This is a genomic window from Litoribacter ruber (genome assembly GCF_018500185.1).
Classification (GTDB): Bacteria; Bacteroidota; Bacteroidia; order Cytophagales; family Cyclobacteriaceae; genus Litoribacter; species Litoribacter ruber.
This window is the reverse complement of sequence record NZ_JAHBGI010000006.1, coordinates 134,047-159,624: the sequence shown is the minus strand read 5'-3', so window position 1 is coordinate 159,624 and position 25,578 is coordinate 134,047. Positions and strand designations below refer to the sequence as shown.

Below are 25,578 nucleotides of genomic sequence, written 5' to 3'. Positions count from 1 at the left end.
AAATTAAAGAAAAATAAAATAATAAAATATATGAAAATTCTTGTATGCATCACTCACGTGCCGGATACAACATCCAAAATTCAATTTACAGATAACAACACCAAATTCGACAAGTCTGGTGTTCAGTTTATTATAGGTCCTTACGATGATTATGCATTGGCAAGGGCTGTGGAATTGAAAGAACAGACAGGAGGAAGTTTGACCGTACTCAATGTGGGTGAGGCTGAAACTGAGCCGACCATCAGAAAAGCTTTGGCTATTGGTGCTGACGATGCCATTAGGGTAAATGCCTTTCCAAAAGATTCACTTTTTGTAGCCAAGCAAATTGCCCACTATGCCAAAGAGGGTGGTTATGATTTGATCCTTATGGGCAGAGAATCTATTGACTTCAATGGAGGTATGGTTCACGGAATGGTGGGAGAGCTATTGGGTATGCCTTCGATTTCGCCGGTAATGAAGCTGGACATTGAAGGCAGCACTGCTAAAATGGCCAGAGAGATTGAAGGGGGTAAGGAATATTTGGAGGTCAGCCTTCCTTTTATTGCCGGATGCCAAGAGCCGATCGCCGAATGGAAAATCCCAAACATGAGAGGAATCATGTCTGCCAGAACCAAGCCATTGAATGTAGTGGATGCCGTATCTGACGAGACCGCCACAAGTGTGGTTGAGTTTCAGCTACCACCTGCAAAAGGTGATGTGAAACTTATCGATAAGGACAATGTGGAAGAGCTGGTGAGGCTTTTGAAAAACGAAGCCAAGGTCCTTTAATTTATTGTTTGAATTCAAAATTGAAAAATATGTCTATTTTAGTTTATATAGAACAGGCTGACGGAGCCATCAAAAAAACATCATTGGAGGCCATCTCTTTTGCCAAGGCTTTGGCTGATAAAGAAGGTGGTGACGTAACGGCGGTTGCGTTAGGTAGTATCGATCAAGGTGAGCTTGGAAAGACCGGTTCGGCAGGCGCTGCCAAAGTTCTTCATGTTAACGACGAAAAACTTAACGCTGGCGTGATCCAAGCGCATGCCGCTGCCGTAGCACAGGCGTTTGAAAAAGTAGGAGCCAAAACTTTGGTGCTTGCCAAAAGTTCCCTTGGGGATGCAGTGGCTGCCAGATTGGCGATCAAACTGAATGCTGGGTTGGTCTCTAACGTCACCGACCTTCCCGATACAGGTTCAGGCTACAAAGTGAAAAGAAGCATTTATACAGGAAAAGCTTTCGCTGAAACTGAGCTTTCTACCGACAACAAGATCTTGGCTGTTAAGAAAAACGCGATTGATCTGAAAACGGATGGTGCTGATGCCGCTGTCGAAAATTTCGAGGTGAGCCTTGATGAATCTGTATTTGCTGCCAAAATTACTTCTACAGATCAGGCTACCGGTGATATTCTTTTGCCTGAAGCAGATATCGTTGTGTCTGGAGGAAGGGGTATGAAAGGGCCTGAAAACTGGAACCTTATCGAAGATTTAGCCAAGGAGTTGGGAGCGGCCACAGGTTGTTCCAAGCCGGTGTCAGACATTGGATGGAGACCTCACCATGAGCACGTGGGGCAAACAGGTGTGAAAGTAGCGCCAACCTTGTACGTGGCTGTGGGTATCTCGGGAGCCATTCAACATCTTGCAGGAGTCAATTCTTCCAAGTATATTGTAGTTATAAATAAAGATCCGGAAGCTCCTTTCTTCAAGGCAGCTGACTACGGAATTGTCGGCGATGCATTTGAGGTGTTGCCAAAACTTACAGAAGCTGTTAAAGCGTTAAAATAACTTGCTGTGGATAACACTGTAGAATTAGAAATATTAGGATTGTCTTCCAATCATTCCCAATCGGGGTCTTTTACCTTGGTGATGGGTGAGCAGGATGGGAGTAGGCGACTGCCGATTGTGATCGGTATGTTTGAAGCCCAAGCCATTGCTATAGAGATTGAGAAGATTATTCCTAATAGGCCTATGACCCATGATCTTTTTAAATCATTTGCGGCCAACTTCAACTTTTCCATTGACCATATACTGATCTCTGACATGCGCGAAGGGGTGTTTTACGCCAAGATCGTGTGCCAAAGTTCGGTGAAAAACGTGGAGATTGATGCCAGACCCTCTGATGCTATTGCCATAGCGGTGCGTTTTGACGCCCCGATTTATTGCACGCAGAAGGTGATGTCTGAAGCTGCCATTGAGTTTACGGAGGAGGAAGAAGAGGAAAAAAGCGCTGCCAGAGGGGAGAAAGCCCCAAAGCCAGCAGCCAAAGCCACTTCTTCAGAGGGCAATCTGAAGGATTTCAGTTTAGAGAAATTGAATCAGATGCTTGACAAGGCCATTAACAGTGAGGATTATGAGCGAGCAGCCCGAATACGGGACGAGATAAACAGACGTAATTGATAAATAGAAAACAGAGCCTGAAGATTATTCAGGCTTTTGTTTTTTGTATACAAATTCCAGCCAAAATCCATTATCTTTACCGCCTTGAAAAATAATGTATTGTCCTGTTCAAGGGGCAATTCGTCAAGATATAAATGGATTACATAAGAGGTATTATAGGGATTGTCGCCCTGCTTGCGTTTGCGCTGATTTTTTCATCCAATAAGCGATCGGTGGATTGGCGCTTGGTAGGCATTGGGGTAATTCTTCAGTGTGTATTTGGGTTTTTGATCACCAAAGTGGACTTTGTCGCCCAAATATTTTCCGCAGTTAGCCGTGGTTTTGTAAAGTTTCTAAGCTTCTCCAGTGATGGAGCGATATTTTTATTCGGGGACTTGGCCACCAACTCCTTCGGGTTTATTTTTGCCTTTCAGGTACTGCCCACCATCATTTTCTTTTCCACCGTTTCAGCTGGGCTTTATTATTTGGGTGTTTTGCAAAAGGTTGTTTTTGCCATCGCCTGGGTGATGTCGCGTACCATGAGGCTGTCTGGAGCGGAGAGCTTGTCGGCAGCCGGCAACATCTTTCTCGGGCAAACGGAAGCCCCATTGCTGGTTAGGCCATTTGTGCCCACCATGACACGTTCTGAGCTCATGTGTTTGATGACTGGGGGGATGGCTACTATTGCAGGAGGGGTGCTGGCAGGATATGTGGCCTTCTTGGGAGGTGATAGTCTGGAGGAACAAAGCAGGTTTGCGGCTTATCTTTTGGGAGCAAGTATCATGAATGCCCCTGCCGCGATTGTTATGTCCAAAATCATTATCCCAGAAACCAACCGGGAAAACCTGAACGATGAACTAGAAGTTAGCCAAGAAAACATGGGAGTCAATCTGATTGACGCCATGTCTAGAGGGGCCTCTGATGGTTTGAGACTGGCAGTGAATGTGGCCGGGATGCTTCTGGCCTTTATTGCGGTAATTGCAGCCGTAAACTACATTCTCACCGGTTTGATTGGGGAAGTTACCGGATTGAATTCTTTTGTGGTTGCATCCACCAATGGGCAATTCAGCGGCTTTTCCTTAGAATATATTCTGGGACAAGTATTTAGGATTTTTGCCTTTATTATTGGAGTAGAATGGTCCGATTCTCTTCAGGTGGGCTCTTTGTTGGGACAAAAAACCGTAATCAATGAGTTTGTAGCCTATTTAGGTCTTGCTGATATGAAGCAGGCAGGTACGCTTTCTGCCAAGTCAGTGGTAATTGCTACCTACGCCCTCTGTGGGTTCTCTAATTTTAGCTCCATTGCCATCCAAGTAGGTGGTATCGGATCAATTGCGCCCAACCAGCAGGGTAACCTTTCAAAATTGGGGATGAGGGCATTGTTGGCAGCCACATTGGCCTGCTTGATGACTGCGACCATTGCTGGGGCATTGTTTAGCTGATAAGATAAAGACATTAAAAAAAGCCATGGAATTAACTCCATGGCTTTTTTAATAGTTTTACTTTTGATTAGTCGTTGATAACAATTTTCTCGATTTTATCACCAGCTTTGATTTGGTCGATAATGTCCAAACCTTCAGTTACTTTTCCAAAGCAAGTGTGGTTTCTATCCAAATGGCGAGTATTATCTCTATTATGGCAAATGAAGAATTGGCTTCCGCCTGTGTTTCTTCCTGCATGAGCCATGCTTAGCACGCCTTTTTCGTGGTGTTGGTTATCGCCGTTAAGTTCGCAGTCTATGGTATATCCTGGGCCACCGGCACCCGTTCCATTAGGGCAACCTCCCTGGATTACGAAATTAGGGATTACTCGGTGAAAAGTAAGTCCGTCATAGAAACCCTCTTTGGATAGTTTTACAAAGTTATCAACGGTCTTTGGGGCGTCTTCGTCGTAGAAGGAAACCTTCATGACTCCTTTGGCGGTATGTATTTCTCCTGTTCTCATATTTGATTTTGATTTTTGCAAAAATACTGATTCTCATGGGGAGGTCAAATTAATTTAAACATTAGGATAAAGAATTTGATTAAATTAAGACTACCAACTTGTATAGCATTATGAACAATAGAGAAAAATTAGAGAAAATGGATCGGGCTCTCCGACTACTTGAGGATCTAAAAAACAGTCAGGTGGCCTTGATTGAGAAAGCCAGCCAGTTACAATTGGACGCCATGGAATTCAGTTTTACGAACATGGAGAAAAATATGGGGGATCTCTATTCCAGGTATAATGAATCTCTGGATATGCTGAATGAGGAACTTGAACGGTTTGAAATCCGCAGAAACCAATTTGAACAGGAGCACGGCTTGGATAAGGAAGAGGAGTAATAATAAAAACGGGCCACCACTGAGGTTGGCCCGTTTTATATTTGGGTTTATATAATATATAGGTGTTTATACCTTAGGAGCTCCAGATAGGATCTCTTCGCTGGCATAGTCAGCATATTTTTCGAAGTTTTTCACGAATGACTTAGCCAGCTCTTGCGCTTTTGCGTCATAAGCAGCCTTGTCAGACCAAGTTTCTCTTGGATTCAATACTTCATCCGGAACGTTAGGACAAGTCTGAGGCACTTCTACGCCAAAGATGTCATGCTTTTTGAATTCCACATTGTCCAGCTGATTTTCCAATGCCGCAGTGATCATGGCTCTGGTGTATTTTAGCTTCATTCTGCTGCCGATTCCGTAAGGACCACCAGTCCAGCCTGTGTTGATCAACCATACGTTTACATCATTTTCTTCCATCTTTTTGCCAAAAAGTGTCGCATACTGCGTTGGGTGCAAAGGAAGGAAGGCTGCTCCAAAACAGGCAGAGAAGGTGGTTTGAGGCTCCGTGATGCCTACTTCAGTACCGGCTACTTTGGCAGTGTATCCAGAGATAAAGTGGTACATGGCCTGACTGGTGTTCAGCTTGGAGATCGGAGGGATCACCCCAAATGCATCCGCTGTCAAGAAGAAGATGTTTTTAGGAATATTTCCCACTGAAGGAGATACTGCATTGGAAATATGGTGAATTGGGTATGCAGTCCGTGTGTTTTCAGTTACTTCGCTGTTTGAATAGTCTACAGTTCTGGAATTTGGGTAGAATCTCGTGTTTTCTACGATCGCCCCAAATTTGATGGCATCCCAAATATCCGGCTCTTTTTCTCTTGTCAAGTCAATCACCTTGGCATAGCACCCCCCTTCAAAGTTAAAGATCGCATTCTCAGTCCAGCCGTGCTCATCGTCGCCAATTAGGCCTCTCTGAGGATCTGCTGACAAAGTGGTCTTTCCGGTACCCGATAGACCAAAGAAGATAGCGGTATCGCCTTCATTGCCTATGTTGGCTGAGCAGTGCATAGAAAGCACTTCATGCTCGTGAGGAAGGATATAGTTTAGTACAGAGAAAATTCCTTTCTTCATCTCTCCGGCGTATCCAGTGCCTCCAATCAAAATCATTCTCTTGGAAAGGTTGAGGATAGCAAAGTTTTTCTGTCTCGTTCCATCCACCTCAGGGTCTGCCTCAAATTCCGGGGCACAGATGATGGTGAAATTTGGATCGAAATCTTCCAATTCCTCTGCAGTAGGGCGGAGAAACATGTTGTGGCAAAATAGGTTTTGCCAAGCGTGGGTGTTGACTACACGAAGGTTCAAACGGTAATTTGGGTCGGCACCGGCATAGGCGTCTCTCACATAGACGTTTTTGTCTGCCAAAAATTTCACCATTTTCTGGTGTAGGCCGTCAAAGTTTTCTTGGCTGATCGGGATGTTGATATCTCCCCACCATACGCTTTCTGCGGTTTTGTCGTCTTTGACTACAAATCTGTCCTTCGGGGATCTTCCGGTAAATTTACCAGTGTCAGCCATCAAGGCTCCGTCATTAGTGAGTTTGCCTTCCTTGTTTTGAAGGGCATGTTCTACTAGTTCTGCCGGAGACAAGTTCCAAAAGGCCTTGTTGACCTTTTCGATTCCTATTGAAGACAGTGTTTTTTCAGCAGACTTGAGCATAAGATCTTGCATAATTTTGGGTATTAAAAAGGATTGTTAATTTGTTGCGTAAAGATAGATATAATTGACAAGTAGTATGCCAAAAAAGTGGATTTATTCGCAATTCAATCGTTTTCATAACCCATTGGTTAGATTTTAAACAATAATTAAAAATAACAAAAAATACACAAAATATTACTGTTTATCTACCCTTAATTTTCAAAATATCGCAATCGGTTTTAGAGTTCCCTTCGGGCAATTTCCTTCAATTCGAAAAAATCTGTTATCATTGCAGGTGCGAAATTGAATTTGAACCTAAATATATAGAGTTGGAAAACGAAGAAATGTATCAGGGCAAGCACCATGCGCCTGAAAACCTGACCGAACCGGAGTTGTTTGGCCACCCGAAAGGGTTATTTTATCTGTTCTTTGCGGAGCTTTGGGAAAGATTTTCATTTTACGGGATGAGGGCCCTGTTGATGCTCTACATGGTAAATGAGATCTTTCAGGCATTGGCCAACAGAGATGCAGTGTCCGCAGTAATTTATTCTGCTTATGGATCCCTAGTATATGCTTCCCCGGTCATTGGAGGTAAAATTTCCGATTCCTACTTGGGATTCCGAAAATCCATTATGCTTGGAGGTCTTTTGATGTCCGTAGGGCATTTTGTTTTGGCCATTGAAAACAATGTGGCATTTTTCCTAGCCCTCGCCCTAATCGTAGTGGGTAATGGGTTCTTCAAACCCAACATTTCCACCTTTGTAGGCTCCCTTTATCGGGCTACTGATCCCCGCAAGGATTCCGGATTTACCATATTCTATATGGGGATCAATATCGGTGCAGCTGCCTCACCGATTCTCTGCGGACTTCTTGCCACCTATTATGGTTGGCATTACGGTTTCGGCTTGGCGGGTGTAGGGATGCTTTTAGGCCTGTTTTTCTTTTGGAATGGGATGAGAAAAGGTGTATTTATGGACAAAGGCCTTCCTCCAAACCCAGAAAAATTAAAGGAAAAAGTGATGGGGATTCCATTGGGGACCTTGATTCCTATACTCGCTGTACTTGCGGTACCCTTTATCGCTTTTCTGATTTCTTCCTACAATTATATTGGTGGGGGAAATACGTTTCTAGGCGAAGTGACTATTGTCAACGTATTGTTTTATGGCATAAGTTTGGCCATCTTGGTTTACTTGGGGTATGAAATTTACAGGGCCTCCGCTGCTGAAAGAGGCAAGCTCTTCGTGGCTATTTTGCTGACCATTTTCATGACCCTGTTCTGGGGGTTCCATGAGCTTAGTGGAAGTGTGATCACGCTTTTTGCCGATAGGAATGTCATCCTGCCCGACATCAGCTTTGGATGGCTTCCGTTTGTGGAAGGAAACTGGTCGATTGGGGCCGCCGAAACGAATGCCATAAACCCGATATTCATCATCTTGCTTTCCATACCTGTCTCTAAGATGTGGACTGGTCTTGACAAAGCCAAACTCAACCCAAGGACTCCTTATAAGTTTTCTTTCGGGCTGGGACTTATGGCGGTTGGGTTTTATATCCTCGGATTCAGTAGGGTATTTGCTGATGCGCAAGGGTACGTACCCTTTATTTATTTGATATTAATGTATCTGTTGATTTCCTCTGGTGAATTGTTTATGTCCCCGGTAGGTCTGTCGAAGATTACGTCCCTTTCACCGGCCCGGTTGGTGGCCTTTATGATGGGGGTTTGGTTTTTGTCCTCGGCTTATGCATTTCAGATCGTAGGATTCATCGCCAAGCAACTATCCGTGGAAAACACCGAAGGTAGGGCTACAGCCGGATTGGCAACTTTGGATGTATATGCGGATGGTTTTGTGCTTATTGCGCAGTATGCCATGGCAGGGGCGGTTATCGTGTTGATCCTCTCGCCGTTTATGAATAAATGGATGAAGGAAGTCCACTAAACAAAAAGGGCCGTTTCTGATGAAACGGCCCTTTTTGCTATTATTAATGTTCATTTTTGTCTTTGCTGACAGACTTTCTAAAATCGATGGCAGTGATACCGGCTCCTAGGCCTACTAAAATACTGACGATTAGTAAAAACGTCTGGGCTCCTGGCATGATCGGAGCGCTGAAAATTTCCAATAGCATATGAAAGTGGATTTATAGTTTCAAATTTTGCGCAATTTAATACAGACTCACCTTAAGACAAAGGAATATGTACCTAAAAACAAAACCAACCTCTATCAGGTTGGCTTACGTTCTTTTAAAGGGTGTTTTTAATCGATCTCATCGTCAAAATCTTCGAAGTCCCCATCGTCTTCGCTGAGGTCATCATCGAAATCAACATAACTGTCGTCTACGAATTCATTTTCTTCATCTAAATCGTAAACTTCTTCGCGGAATTCGGCCTCGAACTCGTTGACATCATCATCAATGTCATTGAGCTCATCCATGTCGTCATCAAAATCGTCAAACATAAGGATAATGGTTTGTTTGATACAAATATATTAATTGAAAGAGAATTAACTATTTGTGTAAATAAAAAATTATCAAAAAAAAATATCTATATAAGAATTTGGTTTTCAGTGGATTGTATAAGGGGTGTGGTGTGGAGGGGTAAGAAAAAAGCCCTGAAATTATCAGGGCCAAATTTTTGTCAATTGAAAATGGTGCGTATGTATTTTTTTACCAGCGGTTTGGACAAATAGCGCTTCACCACCGAATAATTCATGGCTTTATTGATGTCGCTTTCATCTACGGAGCTGCTCAGGATGTAGATTTCAGGGTAATGAGTTTCTCTGGAGGTAAAGGCATCTAAAAATTCCCAACCGTTCATTTCAGGCATATTCAAATCCAGAAACAAATAATTGGGATTTATATTGGTAATGCGCTCTAGAGCATCAGTGGCCTTATCAAATTTAAAAATCTCGCAAGGTTCTTTTATGTTCTTGGAAATCAGTTTTTCCGTCACAAAAGTACTGATAGGGTCGTCATCAATCAGAACAATCTTAACCATTGAAGTACAAAATATGGGTGTCGAATAGCATAAATAATGATGTAAAAGTAGTTATTAAATATTATCACGCAATACAAATTGCAAAATATTTTATTCGAAAGCAAATTTTTTGTACTTAAAATACATTTTTAATCCTAGTGAATCAGCGGGTTAGCTTTGGATTCACTAGGATGCCCAATATATGTTTATCGGGGAGGTCAAGAATTGACGTTGACTAGTTTGGTAGAGAATTCTTTTAGAATCTTGTCAACTGCTGCTTTTACCTTTTTTTGCTTTTCATCCGGATTGTTCACCGTGCCCACAGCTGTTGCCCTCATGATCACGCGGTCGGCCTGCGGATCGATGAAATCTATGATAACCTCACCCTGGTCATACTTTTGTGTCCGGGTAGTAGGAGGTCCCCACATGGGCCACCACATGTCATAGGGGTTGGGGTAAATGATGCGCTGATTGGGCGTCACATCGGTATTGTAGCGGATGATCAGGTCGGGCTGGTCTGCATTATAGGAAAAACCTCTCTGCTCCATCCCTTCCACCAAATGTTGCTGGAGTCTTTCCTCTACTATGGGTGAGTTGAAAGCGGGCTTGCCTTTTACCTCACTGAGTATGGCAAAGGTCTGGTACTGCTTGGCTTCGACAAAATCGCTTTTCTCCGTATATACCTTCACAGGACTGCAAGCCAAAGAAACGATGGCCATCAAAGCGATGACTGGGATTAATTTAATATTTGATTTCATGATAAACTTCTGGTAATATATGTTTAGGGAAGGTATTGCACCTTCAGACTTTCCATTTTCAAGGTAATTAACGGCCAGAAAATGGACAGGTTGTGCTGGAAACTTTAAATAATATTAAAGGGAATAGCCTAAATTGCCGCCATTCCTTACATTTGTGGCAATCAAATATTTGAGACAAAAATGGCAAAGCCGGATTTTGATGATATTTTTATGGAGCTGGCCGTCAATCTGGCCAAGCGTTCGCACTGTATTAAAAAGCATGTGGGTGCGGTATTGACCAAAGAAACCAGGATCATCTCCATTGGGTATAATGGGCCACCTCCAGGCACGCACAATTGCGATGAAGAATTCCCTGAGCACGGCTGCAGCAGGGACAGCAAGGGGAGTTGCTCACTTGCCCTTCATGCGGAGCAGAATGCCATATTATATGCGGTAAAAAATAATGCCTCTGTGGAAGGTTCAACGCTGTATGTGACATTGGCGCCTTGCTTGGCTTGTGCACGGATTATATTCAGCATGGGCATAGCCAAAGTCGTCTTCCTTTTTAGCTATGCGGAATACAAAGGTTTGAAGGAAGACGAGGGGTTGGCTTTTCTGAGGAAATTTGGAGTGGAAGTGGAGAAATACGAAAAGGAAATAGAATTCCAGGACGTATTGATCTAAATGAAATTGACCTCCGGGTGTAGGTCAATCCCGAATTTGCTTTTCACATCTTCTTGGATTTTACGGCTTAGAGCTTTGATATCCGCACCCTCACCATCCCCATAATTAACCAGTACCAATGGCTGCAATTCATGTACGCCAATTTGGCCAAAACGCTTGCCTTTCCAGCCGGCCTGCTCAATCAGCCAAGCAGCAGGTACTTTTACTCCTTCGTCGTTAGGATACCCTGGGATAGATGGGTGCGTTGCTTTCAATTCTTGGTATTGCCCTTCAGCGATGGTTGGGTTTTTAAAAAAGCTGCCGGCATTACCAATTTTTTTGGGGTCTGGAAGTTTACTTTGTCTGATTTGGATTACTGCGTCACTAATGGCCTTTAGATTCAGATCTGTCACTTTCATGGCTTTCAACGTATCAGAAATGGCTCCATAACTGGTGTTGAAAACCGGTTGTTTGCTGAGCTGGAAAGTAACCGAGGTGATGATGAATTTCCCTTTCTCTGTGGTTTTGAAAATGCTCTCCCTATATCCAAACTGGCACTCTTGCTGGGTGAATGTTTTGACTTTGCCAGTGGACCTTTCCACAGCTTCCAAGCTGTGGAATATTTCTTTGATCTCTACCCCATAGGCCCCAATGTTTTGCATTGGGGAAGCGCCAACCGTTCCGGGGATAAGGCTTAGGTTTTCCACCCCGGCCCAATTTCTTGATATCGCCTCAAGTACAAAATCATGCCATACCTCGCCGGCTCCGACCTTCACCAAAACCGAGTCCTCATTCTCTTCTAGTAGCTCAATTCCGCATAGATTTATTTTTAAAACTACCGCATTTAGATCTTGGGTGAGAAGTATATTGCTGCCTCCGCCAAGAACAAAAAGCTCCAGCCCTTTATCTCTGGCAAACTGCTGTGCTTCCAAAATATCCTCAATATTATGGGCCTCTGTGAAAAAACGCGCTTTTTTGTCAATTCCGAAGGTATTGTATTCTTTTAAAGAAATGTTTTCTTGTATATTCATGCCTTGTTTATTATTGCGAATTAAATAAGTTTTTGGCCAATAAGAAAGGAATTGGCTTTTTTGCCTTCCGATTTTCACCTCAACCCAAACCAGAACTAGATGAAGGAAAATAAGGAAATTATCATCAATGGCGTCAATATCAGGCCCGGACAATCCATCAATATAGACATAGCGATTGCGCGACTTCCTACGCATACTTTGATTGATCTGCCGGTATTCATAAAACGTTCCAAACAGGAAGGTCCGGTGGTTTTAATTAGCGGGGGAGTGCACGGGGATGAAATCAATGGGATCGTGACGGTGAAAAAGATGCTTGAGGAGGAAATGTTTGACCCGATCAAGGGGACCCTGATTTTTATTCCTTTGGTAAATGTGTATGGATTTTTGAGCAACAGCCGTACATTTCCCGATGGAAGGGACCTGAATAGAAGCTTCCCAGGAAGCAACAAAGGTTCTCTGGCCTCGCAAATTGCCAATATCTTGACCACGGAAATCATCCCTCACATCGATTACGGTATTGATATCCATACGGGTGGCAGGATGCTCAGCAATTATCCCCAAATCCGGGTGGATTTTAAGGACAAAATGGGTTTGGATCTTGCGAAAGCATTTGGCTCTTACTTCATTATTAATTCTCCCCATATTGACAAATCATTCCGAAAAGAAGCTTTCAAAAACAATAAGCATATCTTGGTATATGAAGGCGGGGAATCGATGAGGCTGGATGATTTATCTGTGGAAGAGGCCATAGCCGGTACCAAGAGGATGTTGCAATATTTGGGGATGATAGAAGGAGACCTGCAGCTGCGGGAGTCTCTGGTGGTAACAGAAAGCTCTTGGCTCAGGGCCAAGATTTCAGGGATTTTTGTACCCACCGTCAAGTTGGGCGAGCAAGTAAAGAAGGGGCAAATGTTAGCCAAGATATCTGATCCTTATGGACAGGTGAAGGTCCCTGTGAAAAGTACGTCAAACGGCTATGTGGTAGGTCTTAACAATCAGCCAGTTGTAAATGCAGGCGATGCGCTCGTCCACATAGGTCGGGTTTAGTGATAATAAATATTTAAATTTTAATAAAAAAATTGCTAAATTGAATCGTTTCACCTTTTAAAACTTTGAAATGATTAATTTTGAGCAATTCAAATCTGTTAGAGGTTTAACTGAAGAACTCAGCGAAAACCTCGAAACAGAAGATTTTGTAATCCAAGCCAGCGAAGAAGTTAGCCCGACCAAATGGCACCTTGCCCATACAACCTGGTTTTTTGAGACTTTTGTATTGAAGGAGCTCGACCCAGAGTATTCGGAATTTCATCCAGACTTCAATTTTCTTTTTAATAGTTACTACAATGGTAAGGGAGACCGAACCCAACGGGATCATCGTGGCCTGATGACGAGGCCTACCGTGAGGGAGGTCTTTGCATATAGAGACCATGTGAATCGGGGTGTTGAGCGCTTTTTCCAAAAAACAGAAATCAACCAAAAAATCCACGATTTGATGGTGTTGGGGCTCAATCATGAACAGCAGCATCAGGAGCTATTGCTTACAGATTTAAAATACAACCTTTCCCTCAATCCCTTATTTCCGGTAGTATTGGACTGCAATGAATATAAGGTTCAAGACGCAGAAGGTTGGGTTAAGATGACAGAAGGACTGTATGAAATAGGGTTTGAGGGAGACGGCTTTTCTTATGACAATGAACATGGCCGTCACAAAGTTTTTTTGGAGCCCTTTGAGATCTCCAAAAGCTTGGTGACCAATAGAGAGTTTCTAGAATTTATGGAGGCCGGTGGCTATGAAGATCACAACTTTTGGCACTCGGAGGGCTGGGATTGGTTAAATAAGCATGAATTCGACAAACCCCTTTACTGGCACAAACAAAACGATCAATTTTTTTATTATACTCTTAATGGACTAAAACCGATTGAGTGGGATGCCCCGGTAGCCCATATTTCGTTTTACGAGGCTGCTGCTTATGCCGCTTGGAAAGGCTGTAGGCTTCCCACCGAATTCGAATGGGAGGCTGCCTCCGACCAATTTGACTGGGGACAGCGGTGGGAGTGGACCAGTTCGGCCTATTTGCCCTACCCCAGATACGCCAAGGCTCCCGGGGCGATAGGGGAGTATAACGGGAAATTTATGGTGAACCAGATGGTTTTGAGAGGGGCGTCAATTGCCACTTCTCCAAATCACTCCAGAAAAACCTATAGGAATTTTTTCAGTACGCCATCCAGATGGCAATTTTCAGGAATTAGATTAGCTAAATAACTATATGAACCACACTACCACTTACGACCAAATTTTTGCCCAGGATGTGCTTCAGGGGCTTTCATCCCCGCTCAAAACACTCCCCTCCAAGTATTTCTATGATGAGAAGGGCGACAAGCTCTTTCAGGCTATTATGGCATTGCCGGAATATTACCTTACACGCACCGAATATGCAATTTTGGAAACCTATAAGGCCCAAATCCTGGACAGGTTTGCAAAATCGGGAAAGCCTTTTAACCTGGTGGAGCTCGGTGCCGGGAATGGCTTAAAAACCAAAATACTTATTCAATATTTATGTGATCAGAAAGTGGAGTTTACCTATTTTCCCATTGATATCTCGGGTTACGTATTGAAGGAGCTGGAAGAGGACCTTAAAGAGATATGTCCCCAAGTAAAAGTCCATCCAATCACAGGGACCTACAGACACGCTTTGAAGGACCGCGAATGGGATAACGGCAGCCCAACCCTTATGCTGTTTTTGGGATCCAATTATGGCAATTTTCTGGAAGAAGACGCCAAAGAGCTATTAGACAGGATTTCAGATTCGCTTAGGATAAATGATGGACTCTTGATGGGTTTTGACTTGAAAAAAGACCCTGAACTTATTTTGGCGGCATACAATGATGCTCAGGGAGTGACCAGGGATTTTAATTTAAATCTATTGGAAAGAATCAATAGGGAATTGGGAGGGAATTTTGAGCTTAATAAATTCAAGCATTGGCCCATTTACGATCCGGTAAGTGGGGAATGCAAAAGTTTCTTGGTGAGTATGGAAGAACAACAGGTTTTCATCGAGGCTCTCCATAAAACCTTTCAATTTACCCATGCAGAACCAATTTTCACCGAAGTTTCCAAAAAATATGGGCTTCATGATATTGACGCCTTAAGCCAGGAAAAAGGGTTTAAAGTAGAGAAGAATTTTATGGATGACGAAGCTTTTTTCTCGGATAGCCTCTGGGTGAAATCCTAAATTTCAATAAATCAATCAGTTATAATCTTTTAAAAAGCATTTCCTTTGAAAAGGAAATGCTTTTTATTTTACACCTCACGGTCGTTTATAAACAAAATTGGATGCTTTAACCATTTTTTGTAATTAAAAAATTATTAATTATAATTTTTGGAAGAGTGTTTGCTTTCTTATGGAAAGATTGTTTTAATTAATTGTATAACCTTATACCGCAAACTGCCATGTCTAATCGAAATAAATTAATCGCTGCTAATATATTTGCTTTATTTGCTACCATCATTATGTTGATGGCAGGAAGAACCCTGGAGATTGAATTTGGCCTTGCTGCCGAAAATCTGACGCCAACAATTTTATTGTTCCTCATACCACAATTGGGATTTGTTTTTACTTGGTTGACCCACCGACAGGTGAAAGGTCAAGAGTCTGTGAATAGGGGTTAAAAATAAAAAAAGCCTTGCAAAATCATTGCAAGGCTTTTTTCTTTACTCAAAGAAAGTTTTTAGCGCTTCAATTTTTCTATTCAAGGACTCTTCTACTTTCCTGTAGGCTTCGCGATTTGGAAGCGGTTCATGTACAGAAATGTAATATTTTATTTTTGGCTCTGTGCCCGAAGGTCTAGCCGAAATCTTACTGCCATCCTCTAAGTAGAATTGCAGCACATTAGACTTGTCAAGCAATAATGGTGTTTCAGCATTGTTCACTACATCGTATTCAATGCTTTCCTGAACATCCACAATTTTTACTACTTTGATTCCATTAATGTGGGTTGGTCGGGCTGTTCTGAAGCCATGCATCAGTTGTTGGATCTGCTCTGCACCGTCTTTTCCTTTTTTAGTCACGGATATGAGGGCCTCTTTGTAGAAACCATGCTTCATGTAGATGTCAGCGAGTACATCAATAAGGCTTTTACCCTTGGATCTATAATAGGCAACTGCTTCAGCAGTCAAAGCGCATGCAGACACGCCATCTTTGTCTCTCACAAAATCCCCGATCAAAAATCCAAAACTTTCTTCCCCGCCGGCAATGTAGATTTCTTTACCTTCTTTTTCCCGGATCACCATCGCAATGTTTTTAAAGCCGGTAAGGGTGCTATAATATTTAGTGCGGTAAGCTTTGGCAATCTCGTGGATCAGGTCGGTGGTCACGATGGTACTCACCATAAAGTGTTCCCCGGTCAATCTGCCTTGCTCCTGCATTTTAGAGAGTAAATACTCTGTGAGGATTACGCCAGCCTGGTTGCCATTCAGCAATTCATAGGCACCCGTTTCATTCAATATGGCCGCAGCATATCTGTCCCCGTCAGGGTCACAAGCCAAAACCAAAGCTGCGTTCACATTTCTGCCCAATTGGAGGGCCATGTCCAAAGCCTCTGGCTCTTCTGGGTTAGGATATACCACCGTAGGGAAATTTCCGTCGGGCTCAGCCTGTTCTTTTACCACATGAACGTTTTCGAAGCCAAATACCTTCAAGGCAGCCGGCACCATTTTGCCACTTGCCCCGTGGATTGGGGAAAAAACAATGGGCATGTCTTTTTGGGTAAGAATAGCCTCCGGCGAAAGGCTTAGTTTTTTCACTTCATTCAAGTAGATCAAGTCAAAGTCCTCCTCGATATAGGTGATGAGGGATTCATTTTTCTCCCATTTTACCTTGTCAAAGGAGTCGATCTTCTGGACCTCCATGATAATACTTTTATCGTGAGGGGCCACTATCTGTGCACCATCCTCCCAATAAGCCTTGTATCCATTGTATTCCTTTGGATTGTGTGAGGCGGTAACCATCACACCGCTTTTACAGCCAAAATGCCTGATTGCAAAAGACAACATGGGGGTTGGTCTCAATTCCCTAAAGTAAAGAACATGGATGCCGTTGGCGGTTAAAACATTGGCCGTAGTTTCGGCAAAAAGCGTGTTGTTGATGCGGTTGTCATGGGTGATAGCCACTTTAATCTCCTGGCCTGGAAAGGATGCCAATAAGTAATTGGCCAAGCCTTGTGTGGCCATGCCTACGGTATATACGTTCATCCGGTTTGAGCCCACGCCCATAACTCCACGAAGGCCGCCGGTACCGAATTCTAGGTCTTTGTAAAAACAATCCACCAGCTCAGACTGGTCTTCTGCGGCCATCATTCGGGTGATTTCCAACCTGCTTGCCTCATCAATGTTACTTTTAAGCCATTTTTCAGCTTTTTGGGTGATAAGTGTATCTGTCATTTTCTGATAAAAAGTTATATATAAATAAAATACGTTTTGCTAAAGGAATAAAAAAGCCCCAAGTCTAAGACCAAAAACCATTTTTGATTGTTCGGTGCTTTAAAAACTTGGGACTTGTTTAATTTGTTTATCTTAGCTTACAGATTGCCCCTAAGCGCCTGCTCCCTTTCGATTGCTTCAAAAAGAGCTTTGAAATTGCCTTTTCCAAAGGATTTTGCACCTTTTCTCTGGATGATTTCAAAAAACAGGGTAGGTCTGTCTTGAACCGGCTTGGTGAAAATCTGCAACAGGTAGCCCTCATTGTCTCTGTCCACCAATATGTTCAGCTTCTTCAAAGGCTCCAGGTCCTCTTCGATCGCCCCAACTCGGTCTAGCAAGTCATCATAATACGTGCCAGGCACTTCCAAAAACTCCACACCGCGATTTCTCAACTCAGTCACGGTCTCGATAATATTGTCAGTAGCAATAGCCATGTGCTGAACGCCCGCGCCATTGTAGAAGTCCAAGTACTCCTCGATTTGGCTTTTTTTCTTTCCTTCTGCAGGTTCGTTGATTGGGAACTTGATGTAGCCGTTTCCGTTGGAAACAACCTTGGACATCAAGGCGGTATATTCTGTGGAAATATCCTTGTCATCAAAAGTAACCAGCAAATTGAAGCCCATTACTTTTTCATAAAACTCTACCCATTTGTTCATTTCGCCCCATCCGACATTACCTACGCAGTGGTCTATGAACTTGAAACCTACCGGAGTGGATTTGTACAAGCTTTTCTTTTCAATGAAACCTGGAAGGAAAGGACCATTGTATTTACTTCTTTCCACAAAGGTGTGGATTGTCTCTCCGTATGTTCTGATGGATGCTACCTTCACCTCGCCGTTTTCGTCAGAAAGCACCTTTGGGGCCTCATAGGATTCAGCGCCTCTGGAAGTGGTTTCCTGATAGGCTTTTTCAGCATCATCCACCCATAGGGCCAAAACCTTCACGCCATCACCATGTTTTTTGATATGGTCGGCGATGGGGTGATCCTGCTGTAGAGGGGTAGTGAGCACCAATCTGATTTTCCCCTGCTTAAGAACATACGAGGCGCGATCCTTTACTCCGGTTTCGGGCCCGGCATAAGCGATTTGCTCAAAACCGAATGCGTACTGATAAAAAAGTGAAGACTGCTTTGCATTCCCCACATACATTTCAACGTGATCTGTGCCGTTTATAGGCAGAAAATCTTCTTGCATAATCTATAGTTTTGGGTTTATATTCATTTTTGGTGTAGACAAAGATAAAATTTTCTAGCCAATTTCGGCAATACATTCCCGCAATAGTTGAACTATGCCCAAATGAGGGGAAAACTTTAAATTCAGCCCTTTTTGGAAACTTTTTCCTTATTCTTTACCTTCATATTTACATTGAAAACTACAAACCTTTATTTATGGATTTAGACAAACTCGACAGGGATTTGACGGCGATTGTGGAAAAGAGAATCTCACTGAGCAAGAAAACCTATGCCGATCCGGACTATGATGATATTGAAGAAGAGCTTCACGATTTGGAAGATGATCTAAATGAGGAATTTGGACCATATCTGGAAACGCAGTTGGAAAATATATATGACAAGCTTTGTCCAGACAATGATGTCTTATTGCCTTCCGCCTATTTGGCAAACAAATACACCCCGATGCTTCCCGATGCAAGAGGTGTAGTGAGCTATGAGGTAAAAGGCATGGAAGGTGTGCCGGTGGAATCTGAGCAATTTGACGGACAGGATGTGAGAATTATCCTTGTACCCAATCCAACGAGATTTGTGATGCAAATCAACGGGGTCTCTTTAAAAGACCTCTGGAGATCAAGATAAATGAAGTAAAACAATTAAAAAGGCGCAACTGGATTTCCCCGTCGCGCCTTTTTATTTAAAAGCCTAACTTGAACCGAATGTCTCTCATCAGCTCACTGGCAATTTCCCTAGCCTTGGCCTCACCTTCTGAAAGTTTCAAATCCAGCTCTTCCAAGTGGCTCATATAGAAATCAAACTCCTTGCGTTGCTCCGCGTATTTGTCCAGAATTAAGCCCATAAATTCTTTCTTGGCATGGCCATATCCGAAATTACCCGCTTCGTATTTTTCTCTAAGCACCTGGGTTTCCTCAGCTGTACCTATAAGTTTAAATAGTTTAAACACATTGCAGGCGTCCGGGTCCTTGGGGTCTTCCAATGGGGTACTGTCGGTGACTATGCTGTTGATATTTTTCTTAAGCTGCTTTTCCGGTAGGAAGATGTCGATATAGTTGTTGTATGATTTGCTCATCTTTTGTCCATCGGTACCCGGAATGATCATCACCTCTTCGTTTACTCGGGCCTCCGGAAGGGTGAAGAAGTCCTCTCCCAGCTTGTGGTTAAATGAACTGGCGATATCACGGGTCATTTCCAAATGTTGCAGTTGGTCTTTCCCGACAGGGACGATATCCGCTTGATAAAGCAAAATATCAGCAGCCATCAACACTGGGTATGTGAAAAGCCCCGCGTTAACATCAGATAAACGGTCCGCTTTGTCCTTAAAACTGTGCGCATTGGCAAGCATTGGAAAAGGGGTGTAGCAGCTGAGATACCAAGTCAATTCGGCTACCTCTGGTATTCTGGACTGTCGGTAGAATACACTTTTGTTGATGTCCAGCCCAAAAGCAAGCCAGGCAGCAGCCACAGCCTGCACGTTTTCCCTTCGGGTGGAAGCATCTTTGATAGTGGTCAAAGAATGAAAATCGGCAATAAAAATGAAAGATTCGTTGTTGTTTTTTTTCGTCAAGGCAATCGCAGGTTCGATTGCTCCTAACAAATTGCCCAAGTGGGGCCTACCTGAACTTTGAATTCCTGTTAATACTCTCGCCATCGATAAAATTTTTGGCGCAAATTAAAGAAATGTGCACACAAATCCCTGTTTTTTTACCGTTATTTGCCATTATGAGAAATTCAGTATTCAGTCTTTTAGGTGTGATTTTCTATTTGGGATTTGCCCATGGTCTTGCTGCTCAGTCGATTGCTGACCGGCCAATTATTTGGGAAAAACAACGGGTAGACCTCGGCATGGTGATGGAAGAATCGGGGATGGTCACCAGCGATTTCTATTTTGTGAATAGAGCTGATTTTCCTGTTTTTATTCAAAATGTAGAAACCGACTGCGGCTGTACAGTGGCCTCCTACACTACTGATACCCTGTACCAAGACAAAATCGGTGAGATCAAGGTGGCATACGACCCTACCAATAGGGGAGGGCAGTTCAGTAAGATGGTAATCGTCAAAACCAACATTGATTCCGACGGGGATACACTTTTTCTGGAAGGTTATAACCTGCCTTACCCCGAAAATGTGGATGTGCATTATTCGCACCGGGTGGGCGATATGGGGTTCAAATTTACCAGTGTAAATGTTGGGGATATAATTAATAATGAGCCCAAGACCAAATACGTGGACTTTTTTAACTTCAAGGATATGTCTGTGACGCTCAACGATTCCAAAACCGTACTGCCAGACCATATCAAACTGAAAATGAGCCCGGCAATTGTGCCAGCCAAATCCAGAGGGATTTTGGAAATCACCTATGATGGGGAACAAAAGGGGGATCTGGGCTTTTTCGATGAGAGGATACAGTTTTTCATTGAAGACAGGGGGACTACCGAAATGGAAGTCCGCCTTTTGACTACAGTGCATGAGTATTTTCCTCCGGTAAAAAAGTCTGAGGTAAACGATCAGCCTAAGCTGGGAATATCCGACGTGAATGTGAATCTGAGTAATGTTTCCAGTAACAGACCGGTTAGCAATGCCGTGACCTTGAGCAGCATGGGCGGGCAGCCTGTCAACATTCGCAAGGTGGTTTCCAATTGTGAATGTTTGCAAGTGGAGCTTAGAAATTATGATATCGCGCCTGGTGACAAAGAGCAACTGAGGTTTACCTTTGACCCTCGGGGCAGACAGGGGCTGGACCATAAAACCATTACAATTTTCAGTAACGACCCGCTTAGCCCCACCAGAACAATTCTGATAAAAAGCAGCATCAAATAAGTTTTAAGCCTCAAAGTTTTTTGAGGCTTTCTTTTTGCTCTAAGTTTAGTTCTACCAGTTTTCTAAAACATATGATAGCTAGGCTTTTGACATTACCTTTTCGCTATGGGTTTTCAAAGCTCAAAAGAGCCGTGGGAAAGTTGGACATGATCCAAATTGAACCTCTGTATGCGTTTGGCAATGAAAGGAAAGTCTATATAAAAGCACGGGTGGTAGAATCCTACAAGCAAAGCGTACCCTCGGAGCGGAAGTCAGCGCCAAAAAATATGCTGGCCGCTGTGAGAAGGTATTCCGGTAGCAGTGTTTCCGATGTGGAGGTTGCTGCTCGACTGGGGGATAAGGAAATTGTAATGGTGAGTGATGAAGAGGGGATTTTGGAAGGGAAGTTTAAAACTCCAAAAACCGCCAAGCAAGAACTCGTAAGCTTTACCTTTATTGAGAATGGAGACCTTTCCTACCAGCAGAAAGAGGTGCTATTTCCAGTAAGCCGCTATTCATCCGATCACCCTTTGGGCATCATATCGGACATCGATGACACCATTTTGGTGTCAAAAGCTACACAGCTTGGCGAAAAATTATGGCTGTCCATTTCCAAAAATGCCTACACCCGTAGGCCCTTTCCCGGTATTAGCAAGTTTTACAAAGGGCTTACCAACCATGAGGAAAACCCGGTTTTCTATGTCTCTAGCAGTGATTGGAATTTAAATGAATTGATCAAAGACTTTTTGGAATACCGACATATACCCAGAGGCCCTCTTTTGTTGCAGGATCTGCACGTCAACATCAGAAACATCTGGAAATCGGGAGGGGGAAGCCATCAGCACAAGAAAGATAAAATCATCCTACTTTTTAAACTTTATCGGAGCATGAAGTTTATCCTTGTAGGGGATAGTGGGCAGCATGATCCGGAACTTTACGCTGAAGCCATCGAAGAGTTTCCCGACAAAGTCATCGCCGTGTATATTCGGATCATCAAACCCATGGACGATGAACGCCGGGGATTGCTCGACAGATTTAAAAATAAGGTGGTGATTGCTTACGTCAAAAACACCCATGAAGCAATTGACCATGCACTTGAAAATGGCTTTATCAAGCCCAATACAATATGAAGAAAATCTTGCTTTTTTTTAACCCCACTGCTGGAAGAACCCAGGTGGCGGAAGAGTTTTTATTATCCAGGATTAACCTCACCTTTCCTGCATTGGAAAATTTGCACAGCCACATTCTCAAAGGTGAAAACAAATCACCTGAGAGCATCAAAAAAAGTCTGGATTTATTCCAATGGGATTTGGTCATTGTGGCAGGGGGAGATGGTACGGTACGGAGAATTGTGGAGGTTTTTATAAAAGATAATTATAGCTATCCACTTGGCATTCTTCCTTTGGGATCAGCAAATGGCTTGGCCACCTGCTTGGGCATGTCAGAATTGGAGGAAGCCCTAGAGGCCATGGCTGCCAATGATTCCACGGAAATGGATATCCTAACCATCAACGATAACATCTGTCTCCATCTCAGTGATTTTGGATTCAACGCGGGTTTGGTGGCAAAATATGAGCAGATTGAGGGTAGGGGAATGATCACCTATTTAAAAGGTGCGTTATCAGAGCTGTTTGAAAATAAGCCATACCAATTTAATCTTCAGATAAATGGAAAGGAAATCCAAGTGATGGCGAGAATGCTGTTAATAGCCAATGGGAATCAATATGGGACTGGAGCTATTATCAACCCCGCTGGCAGGATTGACGATGGAATGTTTGAAATCTTGGCATTTAATCCAGACGGTATCGATGAAATTGTAAATTTTTTTTACCACCTGATGAGAGGCGAGCTGAAAAGCTGCGATTTTGTGAAAACCTGGAAGTGTACCGAGGCCACCATCCAGAACCCGGATGGGGCAACTTTTCAAATTGACGGAGACGTCGAGCGGGATGTGAGAAAGGCAAAAATTGGGATCATGAAAAACCGGCTGAAAGTGATCATAAATCCATCGGAAATCAAAAAAGGGAGCGAGTAGCTCCCTGTTTACTTTATTTGAATGCCGGAATCCCGGTGATTTCATTTCCTAATATCAGAAGGTGAATATCGTGTGTTCCTTCATAAGTAATCACAGACTCCAAATTCATCATGTGGCGCATAATCGGATACTCTCCGGTAATGCCCATGCCGCCATGAATCTGACGTGCTTCACGCGCTATTTCCAAGGCCATGTTGACATTATTTCGCTTGGCCATGGAGATTTGGGAGGTAGTTGCCTTTCCCTCGTTCATTAATTGGCCCAGTCGGTGGGTGAGGAGTTGTGCTTTGGTGATTTCCGTCAGCATCTCGGCAAGTTTCTTTTGGATCAGCTGGAAGCCTCCGATTGGCTTGCCAAACTGCTGCCTTTCGAGCGAATACCTTCTAGCGGAGTCATAGCAGTCCATAGCAGCGCCAATTGCTCCCCAGGCTATCCCGTAGCGGGCGGAATCCAAGCACATAAGGGGTGCACCAAGCCCGGATTTGCCAGGAAGCAGGTTCTCCTTTGGAACTTTCACATCGTGGAAAACCAATTCACCCGTGCAGGAAGCGCGGAGTGACCACTTGTTGTGGGTTTCTGGAGTGGTGAAGCCTTCCATACCTCTTTCTACGATTAAGCCATGGATTCTGCCTTCCTCATTTTTGGCCCAAACCACCGCAATGTCAGCTTTTGGAGAGTTGGAGATCCACATTTTCGCTCCATTGAGCAAGTAGTGGTCGCCCATGTCCTTGAAGTTGGTCACCATACCGCTTGGGTTGGACCCGTGGTCAGGTTCGGTAAGGCCAAAGCAGCCCAGCATTTCACCGGAAGCCAGTTTGGGCAGGTATTTGTTGCGCTGATCCTCGGAGCCAAACTTATAGATGGGATACATCACCAATGAACCCTGGACAGAGGCGGTGGACCTCATGCCCGAGTCGCCTCGCTCGATTTCCTGCATGATGAGGCCATAGGAAATATAGTCCAATCCTCCGCCCCCGTAGTTTTCTGGTATTTGAGGTCCAAAGGCACCCACATCACCAAATTTCTTCACAATGTCATAGGGGAAGTAAGCGTCCTGACACCAGTTTTCTATATTCGGATAAATTTCCTTTTTGACAAAGTCCCGGATGGAATTCCGGATCAGCTTGTGCTCCTCGGTCAATAGATCGTCCAAGTTGTAAAAATCCACCCCCTCGAATGCGTCCTGCTTTTGAGATTTGTGTTTTGCCTCGGCTGCCTCCATAATTAATTTTGCTTAATTGGTTTTTAAAATAGAATTTTACATTTCGAATGCTGATCAAATGCTCAGCTTTAAGATTAACTCAAGTAAGCAAGAACTTTCTTAAAAAGCTACCTTGCCTGCAGAAATTATTCCTTATGGAAAAGCATAAACCCAACAATGACATTACCCAAAAGATTGAGCTTTTAGAGCAGAAATTCAAGGCTTCCGGACAGGATTTGTCCTCTTATTTGGAGGGCCTACTCTATGCGGATTACTTAACCTACTGGGACTACATCAATCTTGATACCCTTTTGACGCTTCAGCAGCCAAAGACCTCTTTCAAGGATGAGAAGATTTTCATCATCTACCACCAGATTACCGAACTGTACTTTAAATTATGCCTTTGGGAAATGGAGCAACTCTCGGAAGAGAAAAATATCAAAGCTGAATTTTTCAAGCAAAGATTGGAGCGGGTAATCATGTATTTTGACCATTTGATTTCATCTTTTGCAGTGATGTGGAAGGGGATGGAGAAAGAGCAATTCCTCAAATTCAGGATGTCGCTTCTGCCATCCAGTGGTTTCCAAAGTGCCCAGTATAGATTTATCGAGTTGCTGGCCACTGATACGCACACCCTGGCTGCCATGAAATTCAGAAAAGAGCTAAGCCCCGAAAGCCAAACCCAGGAGCTGTTTGATAAGCTTTACTGGCAGTTTGGGGCAACTGAACTTGCGACGGGAGAAAAAACGTTGACCCTAAAGTCCTTTGAGCAAAAATATGGCAAGGAGATCAAGGAACTGATCGATAAATATAAGCACAGCAATCTTTGGCAGCAGTATCTGCTTTGTGAAGACAAGGATGAGGAGCTGAAGGGGCTGATGAAGACCTTTGACCTGAAAGCCAACGTGTATTGGCCGCTTTCGCACTACAAGTCGGCCGTGCGCTATTTGCAACGCGATCCGGTTGACATTGCGGCCACAGGCGGTACCAATTGGCAAAAGTATTTGCCACCGCGTTTCCAAAAGGTAATTTTCTATCCCGAACTTTGGACTGAGGAGGAGATAGCTGAGTGGGGGAAAGGCTGGGTTGTGAAAGAGGTTTTCGGAAAAGAAGAGCTTTAGGAAGGAAAGTGCAAAAGGAAATGGGCACAATGGGCACAAAGTTTT

The 25,578-nt window shown here is 43.5% G+C and carries 27 protein-coding genes; 16 read left to right on the top strand and 11 right to left on the bottom strand.

The window, feature by feature from the left end; translation table 11 throughout:
- Positions 1–30 precede the first annotated feature (30 nt).
- The 4 genes from KIH41_RS10850 to KIH41_RS10835 all read left to right on the top strand — a co-directional run bounded on the left by KIH41_RS10850 (position 31) and on the right by KIH41_RS10835 (position 3,796).
- Positions 31–768, top strand: coding sequence for an electron transfer flavoprotein subunit beta/FixA family protein (locus KIH41_RS10850; RefSeq protein ID WP_214162394.1), 738 nt, complete (start codon positions 31–33; stop codon positions 766–768).
- Positions 769–797: 29 nt separating this feature from the next.
- Positions 798–1,763: an electron transfer flavoprotein subunit alpha/FixB family protein gene (locus KIH41_RS10845; protein ID WP_214162393.1), complete on the top strand. Its 966-nt coding sequence runs from the start codon at positions 798–800 to the stop codon at positions 1,761–1,763.
- A gap of 6 nt (positions 1,764–1,769) precedes the next feature.
- A complete protein-coding gene (locus KIH41_RS10840) occupies positions 1,770–2,375 on the top strand; it encodes a bifunctional nuclease family protein (protein ID WP_214162392.1) in 606 nt (201 codons plus the stop codon).
- Positions 2,376–2,509: 134 nt separating this feature from the next.
- On the top strand, positions 2,510–3,796 hold the full coding sequence (locus tag KIH41_RS10835) for a NupC/NupG family nucleoside CNT transporter (protein WP_214162391.1): 1,287 nt from the start codon (positions 2,510–2,512) through the stop codon (positions 3,794–3,796).
- A 67-nt stretch (positions 3,797–3,863) separates the two neighbouring features.
- On the opposite strand, the gene KIH41_RS10830 is transcribed toward KIH41_RS10835, so the two are convergent.
- Positions 3,864–4,298 (bottom strand): peptidylprolyl isomerase, encoded by a 435-nt coding sequence (locus KIH41_RS10830; protein WP_213945936.1) that lies wholly within the window; start codon positions 4,296–4,298, stop codon positions 3,864–3,866.
- Positions 4,299–4,408: 110 nt separating this feature from the next.
- Between KIH41_RS10830 and KIH41_RS10825 the strand changes: the two genes are divergently transcribed.
- Entirely contained in the window at positions 4,409–4,678 is a 270-nt protein-coding gene (locus tag KIH41_RS10825) for a hypothetical protein (RefSeq protein ID WP_213945935.1), read from the top strand.
- 66 nt (positions 4,679–4,744) lie between these two features.
- Here KIH41_RS10825 and pckA read toward each other — a convergent pair whose 3' ends face one another.
- Positions 4,745–6,346, bottom strand: a complete 1,602-nt coding sequence (pckA, locus tag KIH41_RS10820) for a phosphoenolpyruvate carboxykinase (ATP) (RefSeq protein ID WP_214162390.1) — start codon at positions 6,344–6,346, stop codon at positions 4,745–4,747.
- 296 nt (positions 6,347–6,642) lie between these two features.
- On the opposite strand from pckA, the gene KIH41_RS10815 reads away from it, so the two are divergent.
- A complete protein-coding gene (locus KIH41_RS10815) occupies positions 6,643–8,247 on the top strand; it encodes a peptide MFS transporter (protein ID WP_214162389.1) in 1,605 nt (534 codons plus the stop codon).
- 43 nt (positions 8,248–8,290) lie between these two features.
- Here the strand turns inward: KIH41_RS10815 and KIH41_RS10810 are convergent, their stop codons facing one another.
- The 4 genes from KIH41_RS10810 to KIH41_RS10795 all read right to left on the bottom strand — a co-directional run bounded on the left by KIH41_RS10810 (position 8,291) and on the right by KIH41_RS10795 (position 10,039).
- On the bottom strand, positions 8,291–8,434 hold the full coding sequence (locus KIH41_RS10810) for a hypothetical protein (RefSeq protein ID WP_213945932.1): 144 nt from the start codon (positions 8,432–8,434) through the stop codon (positions 8,291–8,293).
- Positions 8,435–8,562: 128 nt separating this feature from the next.
- Positions 8,563–8,763 carry a hypothetical protein gene (locus tag KIH41_RS10805; RefSeq protein WP_213945931.1) on the bottom strand — a complete coding sequence of 67 codons (201 nt, stop codon included), beginning with the start codon at positions 8,761–8,763 and terminating at the stop codon, positions 8,563–8,565.
- Between the two features lie 179 nt (positions 8,764–8,942).
- Positions 8,943–9,302: a response regulator gene (locus tag KIH41_RS10800; RefSeq protein WP_213945930.1), complete on the bottom strand. Its 360-nt coding sequence runs from the start codon at positions 9,300–9,302 to the stop codon at positions 8,943–8,945.
- Between the two features lie 197 nt (positions 9,303–9,499).
- On the bottom strand, positions 9,500–10,039 hold the full coding sequence (locus KIH41_RS10795; protein WP_246535414.1) for a DUF4136 domain-containing protein: 540 nt from the start codon (positions 10,037–10,039) through the stop codon (positions 9,500–9,502).
- A gap of 180 nt (positions 10,040–10,219) precedes the next feature.
- Between KIH41_RS10795 and KIH41_RS10790 the strand changes: the two genes are divergently transcribed.
- Positions 10,220–10,702 carry a deoxycytidylate deaminase gene (locus KIH41_RS10790; protein WP_213945929.1) on the top strand — a complete coding sequence of 161 codons (483 nt, stop codon included), beginning with the start codon at positions 10,220–10,222 and terminating at the stop codon, positions 10,700–10,702.
- On the opposite strand, the gene murB is transcribed toward KIH41_RS10790, so the two are convergent.
- Positions 10,699–11,712: a UDP-N-acetylmuramate dehydrogenase gene (gene murB / locus KIH41_RS10785; protein ID WP_213945928.1), complete on the bottom strand. Its 1,014-nt coding sequence runs from the start codon at positions 11,710–11,712 to the stop codon at positions 10,699–10,701. The two genes, KIH41_RS10790 and murB, sit on opposite strands and share 4 nt — an antisense overlap.
- Before the next feature lie 99 nt (positions 11,713–11,811).
- On the opposite strand from murB, the gene KIH41_RS10780 reads away from it, so the two are divergent.
- From KIH41_RS10780 to KIH41_RS10765, 4 genes are all read left to right on the top strand, one after another.
- Positions 11,812–12,759: a succinylglutamate desuccinylase/aspartoacylase family protein gene (locus KIH41_RS10780; protein ID WP_214162388.1), complete on the top strand. Its 948-nt coding sequence runs from the start codon at positions 11,812–11,814 to the stop codon at positions 12,757–12,759.
- A 70-nt stretch (positions 12,760–12,829) separates the two neighbouring features.
- Positions 12,830–13,975 (top strand): ergothioneine biosynthesis protein EgtB, encoded by a 1,146-nt coding sequence (gene egtB / locus KIH41_RS10775; RefSeq protein WP_213945926.1) that lies wholly within the window; start codon positions 12,830–12,832, stop codon positions 13,973–13,975.
- A gap of 4 nt (positions 13,976–13,979) precedes the next feature.
- Positions 13,980–14,945 (top strand): L-histidine N(alpha)-methyltransferase, encoded by a 966-nt coding sequence (gene egtD / locus KIH41_RS10770; RefSeq protein ID WP_214162387.1) that lies wholly within the window; start codon positions 13,980–13,982, stop codon positions 14,943–14,945.
- 218 nt (positions 14,946–15,163) lie between these two features.
- The gene (locus KIH41_RS10765) at positions 15,164–15,382 is read left to right on the top strand and encodes a hypothetical protein (RefSeq protein WP_214162386.1); all 219 of its coding nucleotides are present in this window, start codon (positions 15,164–15,166) and stop codon (positions 15,380–15,382) included.
- A 42-nt stretch (positions 15,383–15,424) separates the two neighbouring features.
- On the opposite strand, the gene KIH41_RS10760 is transcribed toward KIH41_RS10765, so the two are convergent.
- The gene (locus tag KIH41_RS10760) at positions 15,425–17,152 is read right to left on the bottom strand and encodes a phospho-sugar mutase (RefSeq protein ID WP_214162385.1); all 1,728 of its coding nucleotides are present in this window, start codon (positions 17,150–17,152) and stop codon (positions 15,425–15,427) included.
- A gap of 137 nt (positions 17,153–17,289) precedes the next feature.
- The gene (gene hppD / locus KIH41_RS10755) at positions 17,290–18,384 is read right to left on the bottom strand and encodes a 4-hydroxyphenylpyruvate dioxygenase (RefSeq protein WP_213945922.1); all 1,095 of its coding nucleotides are present in this window, start codon (positions 18,382–18,384) and stop codon (positions 17,290–17,292) included.
- Positions 18,385–18,578: 194 nt separating this feature from the next.
- On the opposite strand from hppD, the gene KIH41_RS10750 reads away from it, so the two are divergent.
- Positions 18,579–19,001, top strand: coding sequence for a hypothetical protein (locus KIH41_RS10750; protein WP_213945921.1), 423 nt, complete (start codon positions 18,579–18,581; stop codon positions 18,999–19,001).
- A gap of 55 nt (positions 19,002–19,056) precedes the next feature.
- Here the strand turns inward: KIH41_RS10750 and trpS are convergent, their stop codons facing one another.
- A complete protein-coding gene (gene trpS / locus KIH41_RS10745) occupies positions 19,057–20,028 on the bottom strand; it encodes a tryptophan--tRNA ligase (protein WP_213945920.1) in 972 nt (323 codons plus the stop codon).
- Between the two features lie 71 nt (positions 20,029–20,099).
- Between trpS and KIH41_RS10740 the strand changes: the two genes are divergently transcribed.
- From KIH41_RS10740 to KIH41_RS10730, 3 genes are all read left to right on the top strand, one after another.
- Positions 20,100–21,197, top strand: coding sequence for a DUF1573 domain-containing protein (locus KIH41_RS10740; protein WP_214162384.1), 1,098 nt, complete (start codon positions 20,100–20,102; stop codon positions 21,195–21,197).
- 71 nt (positions 21,198–21,268) lie between these two features.
- Positions 21,269–22,306 carry a phosphatase domain-containing protein gene (locus tag KIH41_RS10735; RefSeq protein ID WP_213945918.1) on the top strand — a complete coding sequence of 346 codons (1,038 nt, stop codon included), beginning with the start codon at positions 21,269–21,271 and terminating at the stop codon, positions 22,304–22,306.
- Entirely contained in the window at positions 22,303–23,211 is a 909-nt protein-coding gene (locus tag KIH41_RS10730) for a diacylglycerol/lipid kinase family protein (protein ID WP_213945917.1), read from the top strand. The genes KIH41_RS10735 and KIH41_RS10730 overlap by 4 nt, the downstream gene beginning before the upstream one ends.
- Positions 23,212–23,224: 13 nt before the next feature.
- On the opposite strand, the gene KIH41_RS10725 is transcribed toward KIH41_RS10730, so the two are convergent.
- Complete coding sequence (locus tag KIH41_RS10725) at positions 23,225–24,433, bottom strand: acyl-CoA dehydrogenase family protein (protein ID WP_213945916.1); 1,209 nt, start codon at positions 24,431–24,433, stop codon at positions 23,225–23,227.
- A gap of 134 nt (positions 24,434–24,567) precedes the next feature.
- Here KIH41_RS10725 and KIH41_RS10720 point away from each other — a divergent pair, with 134 nt between their 5' ends.
- Positions 24,568–25,533 carry a tryptophan 2,3-dioxygenase family protein gene (locus KIH41_RS10720; RefSeq protein ID WP_213945915.1) on the top strand — a complete coding sequence of 322 codons (966 nt, stop codon included), beginning with the start codon at positions 24,568–24,570 and terminating at the stop codon, positions 25,531–25,533.
- The last annotated feature ends 45 nt before the right edge of the window (positions 25,534–25,578 follow it).

Bases quoted from the DNA above. Each gene is read 5' to 3' on its own strand.
- KIH41_RS10850 (WP_214162394.1), top strand. From the start codon at position 31: ATGAAAATTCTTGTATGCATCACTCACGTGCCGGATACAACATCCAAA.
- KIH41_RS10845 (WP_214162393.1), top strand. From the start codon at position 798: ATGTCTATTTTAGTTTATATAGAACAGGCTGACGGAGCCATCAAAAAA.
- KIH41_RS10835 (WP_214162391.1), top strand. From the start codon at position 2,510: ATGGATTACATAAGAGGTATTATAGGGATTGTCGCCCTGCTTGCGTTT.
- KIH41_RS10830 (WP_213945936.1), bottom strand. From the start codon at position 4,298: ATGAGAACAGGAGAAATACATACCGCCAAAGGAGTCATGAAGGTTTCC.
- KIH41_RS10825 (WP_213945935.1), top strand. From the start codon at position 4,409: ATGAACAATAGAGAAAAATTAGAGAAAATGGATCGGGCTCTCCGACTA.
- pckA (WP_214162390.1), bottom strand. From the start codon at position 6,346: ATGCAAGATCTTATGCTCAAGTCTGCTGAAAAAACACTGTCTTCAATA.
- KIH41_RS10810 (WP_213945932.1), bottom strand. From the start codon at position 8,434: ATGCTATTGGAAATTTTCAGCGCTCCGATCATGCCAGGAGCCCAGACG.
- KIH41_RS10805 (WP_213945931.1), bottom strand. From the start codon at position 8,763: ATGTTTGACGATTTTGATGACGACATGGATGAGCTCAATGACATTGAT.
- KIH41_RS10800 (WP_213945930.1), bottom strand. From the start codon at position 9,302: ATGGTTAAGATTGTTCTGATTGATGACGACCCTATCAGTACTTTTGTG.
- KIH41_RS10795 (WP_246535414.1), bottom strand. From the start codon at position 10,039: ATGAAATCAAATATTAAATTAATCCCAGTCATCGCTTTGATGGCCATC.
- KIH41_RS10790 (WP_213945929.1), top strand. From the start codon at position 10,220: ATGGCAAAGCCGGATTTTGATGATATTTTTATGGAGCTGGCCGTCAAT.
- murB (WP_213945928.1), bottom strand. From the start codon at position 11,712: ATGAATATACAAGAAAACATTTCTTTAAAAGAATACAATACCTTCGGA.
- KIH41_RS10780 (WP_214162388.1), top strand. From the start codon at position 11,812: ATGAAGGAAAATAAGGAAATTATCATCAATGGCGTCAATATCAGGCCC.
- egtB (WP_213945926.1), top strand. From the start codon at position 12,830: ATGATTAATTTTGAGCAATTCAAATCTGTTAGAGGTTTAACTGAAGAA.
- egtD (WP_214162387.1), top strand. From the start codon at position 13,980: ATGAACCACACTACCACTTACGACCAAATTTTTGCCCAGGATGTGCTT.
- KIH41_RS10765 (WP_214162386.1), top strand. From the start codon at position 15,164: ATGTCTAATCGAAATAAATTAATCGCTGCTAATATATTTGCTTTATTT.
- KIH41_RS10760 (WP_214162385.1), bottom strand. From the start codon at position 17,152: ATGACAGATACACTTATCACCCAAAAAGCTGAAAAATGGCTTAAAAGT.
- hppD (WP_213945922.1), bottom strand. From the start codon at position 18,384: ATGCAAGAAGATTTTCTGCCTATAAACGGCACAGATCACGTTGAAATG.
- KIH41_RS10750 (WP_213945921.1), top strand. From the start codon at position 18,579: ATGGATTTAGACAAACTCGACAGGGATTTGACGGCGATTGTGGAAAAG.
- trpS (WP_213945920.1), bottom strand. From the start codon at position 20,028: ATGGCGAGAGTATTAACAGGAATTCAAAGTTCAGGTAGGCCCCACTTG.
- KIH41_RS10740 (WP_214162384.1), top strand. From the start codon at position 20,100: ATGAGAAATTCAGTATTCAGTCTTTTAGGTGTGATTTTCTATTTGGGA.
- KIH41_RS10735 (WP_213945918.1), top strand. From the start codon at position 21,269: ATGATAGCTAGGCTTTTGACATTACCTTTTCGCTATGGGTTTTCAAAG.
- KIH41_RS10730 (WP_213945917.1), top strand. From the start codon at position 22,303: ATGAAGAAAATCTTGCTTTTTTTTAACCCCACTGCTGGAAGAACCCAG.
- KIH41_RS10725 (WP_213945916.1), bottom strand. From the start codon at position 24,433: ATGGAGGCAGCCGAGGCAAAACACAAATCTCAAAAGCAGGACGCATTC.
- KIH41_RS10720 (WP_213945915.1), top strand. From the start codon at position 24,568: ATGGAAAAGCATAAACCCAACAATGACATTACCCAAAAGATTGAGCTT.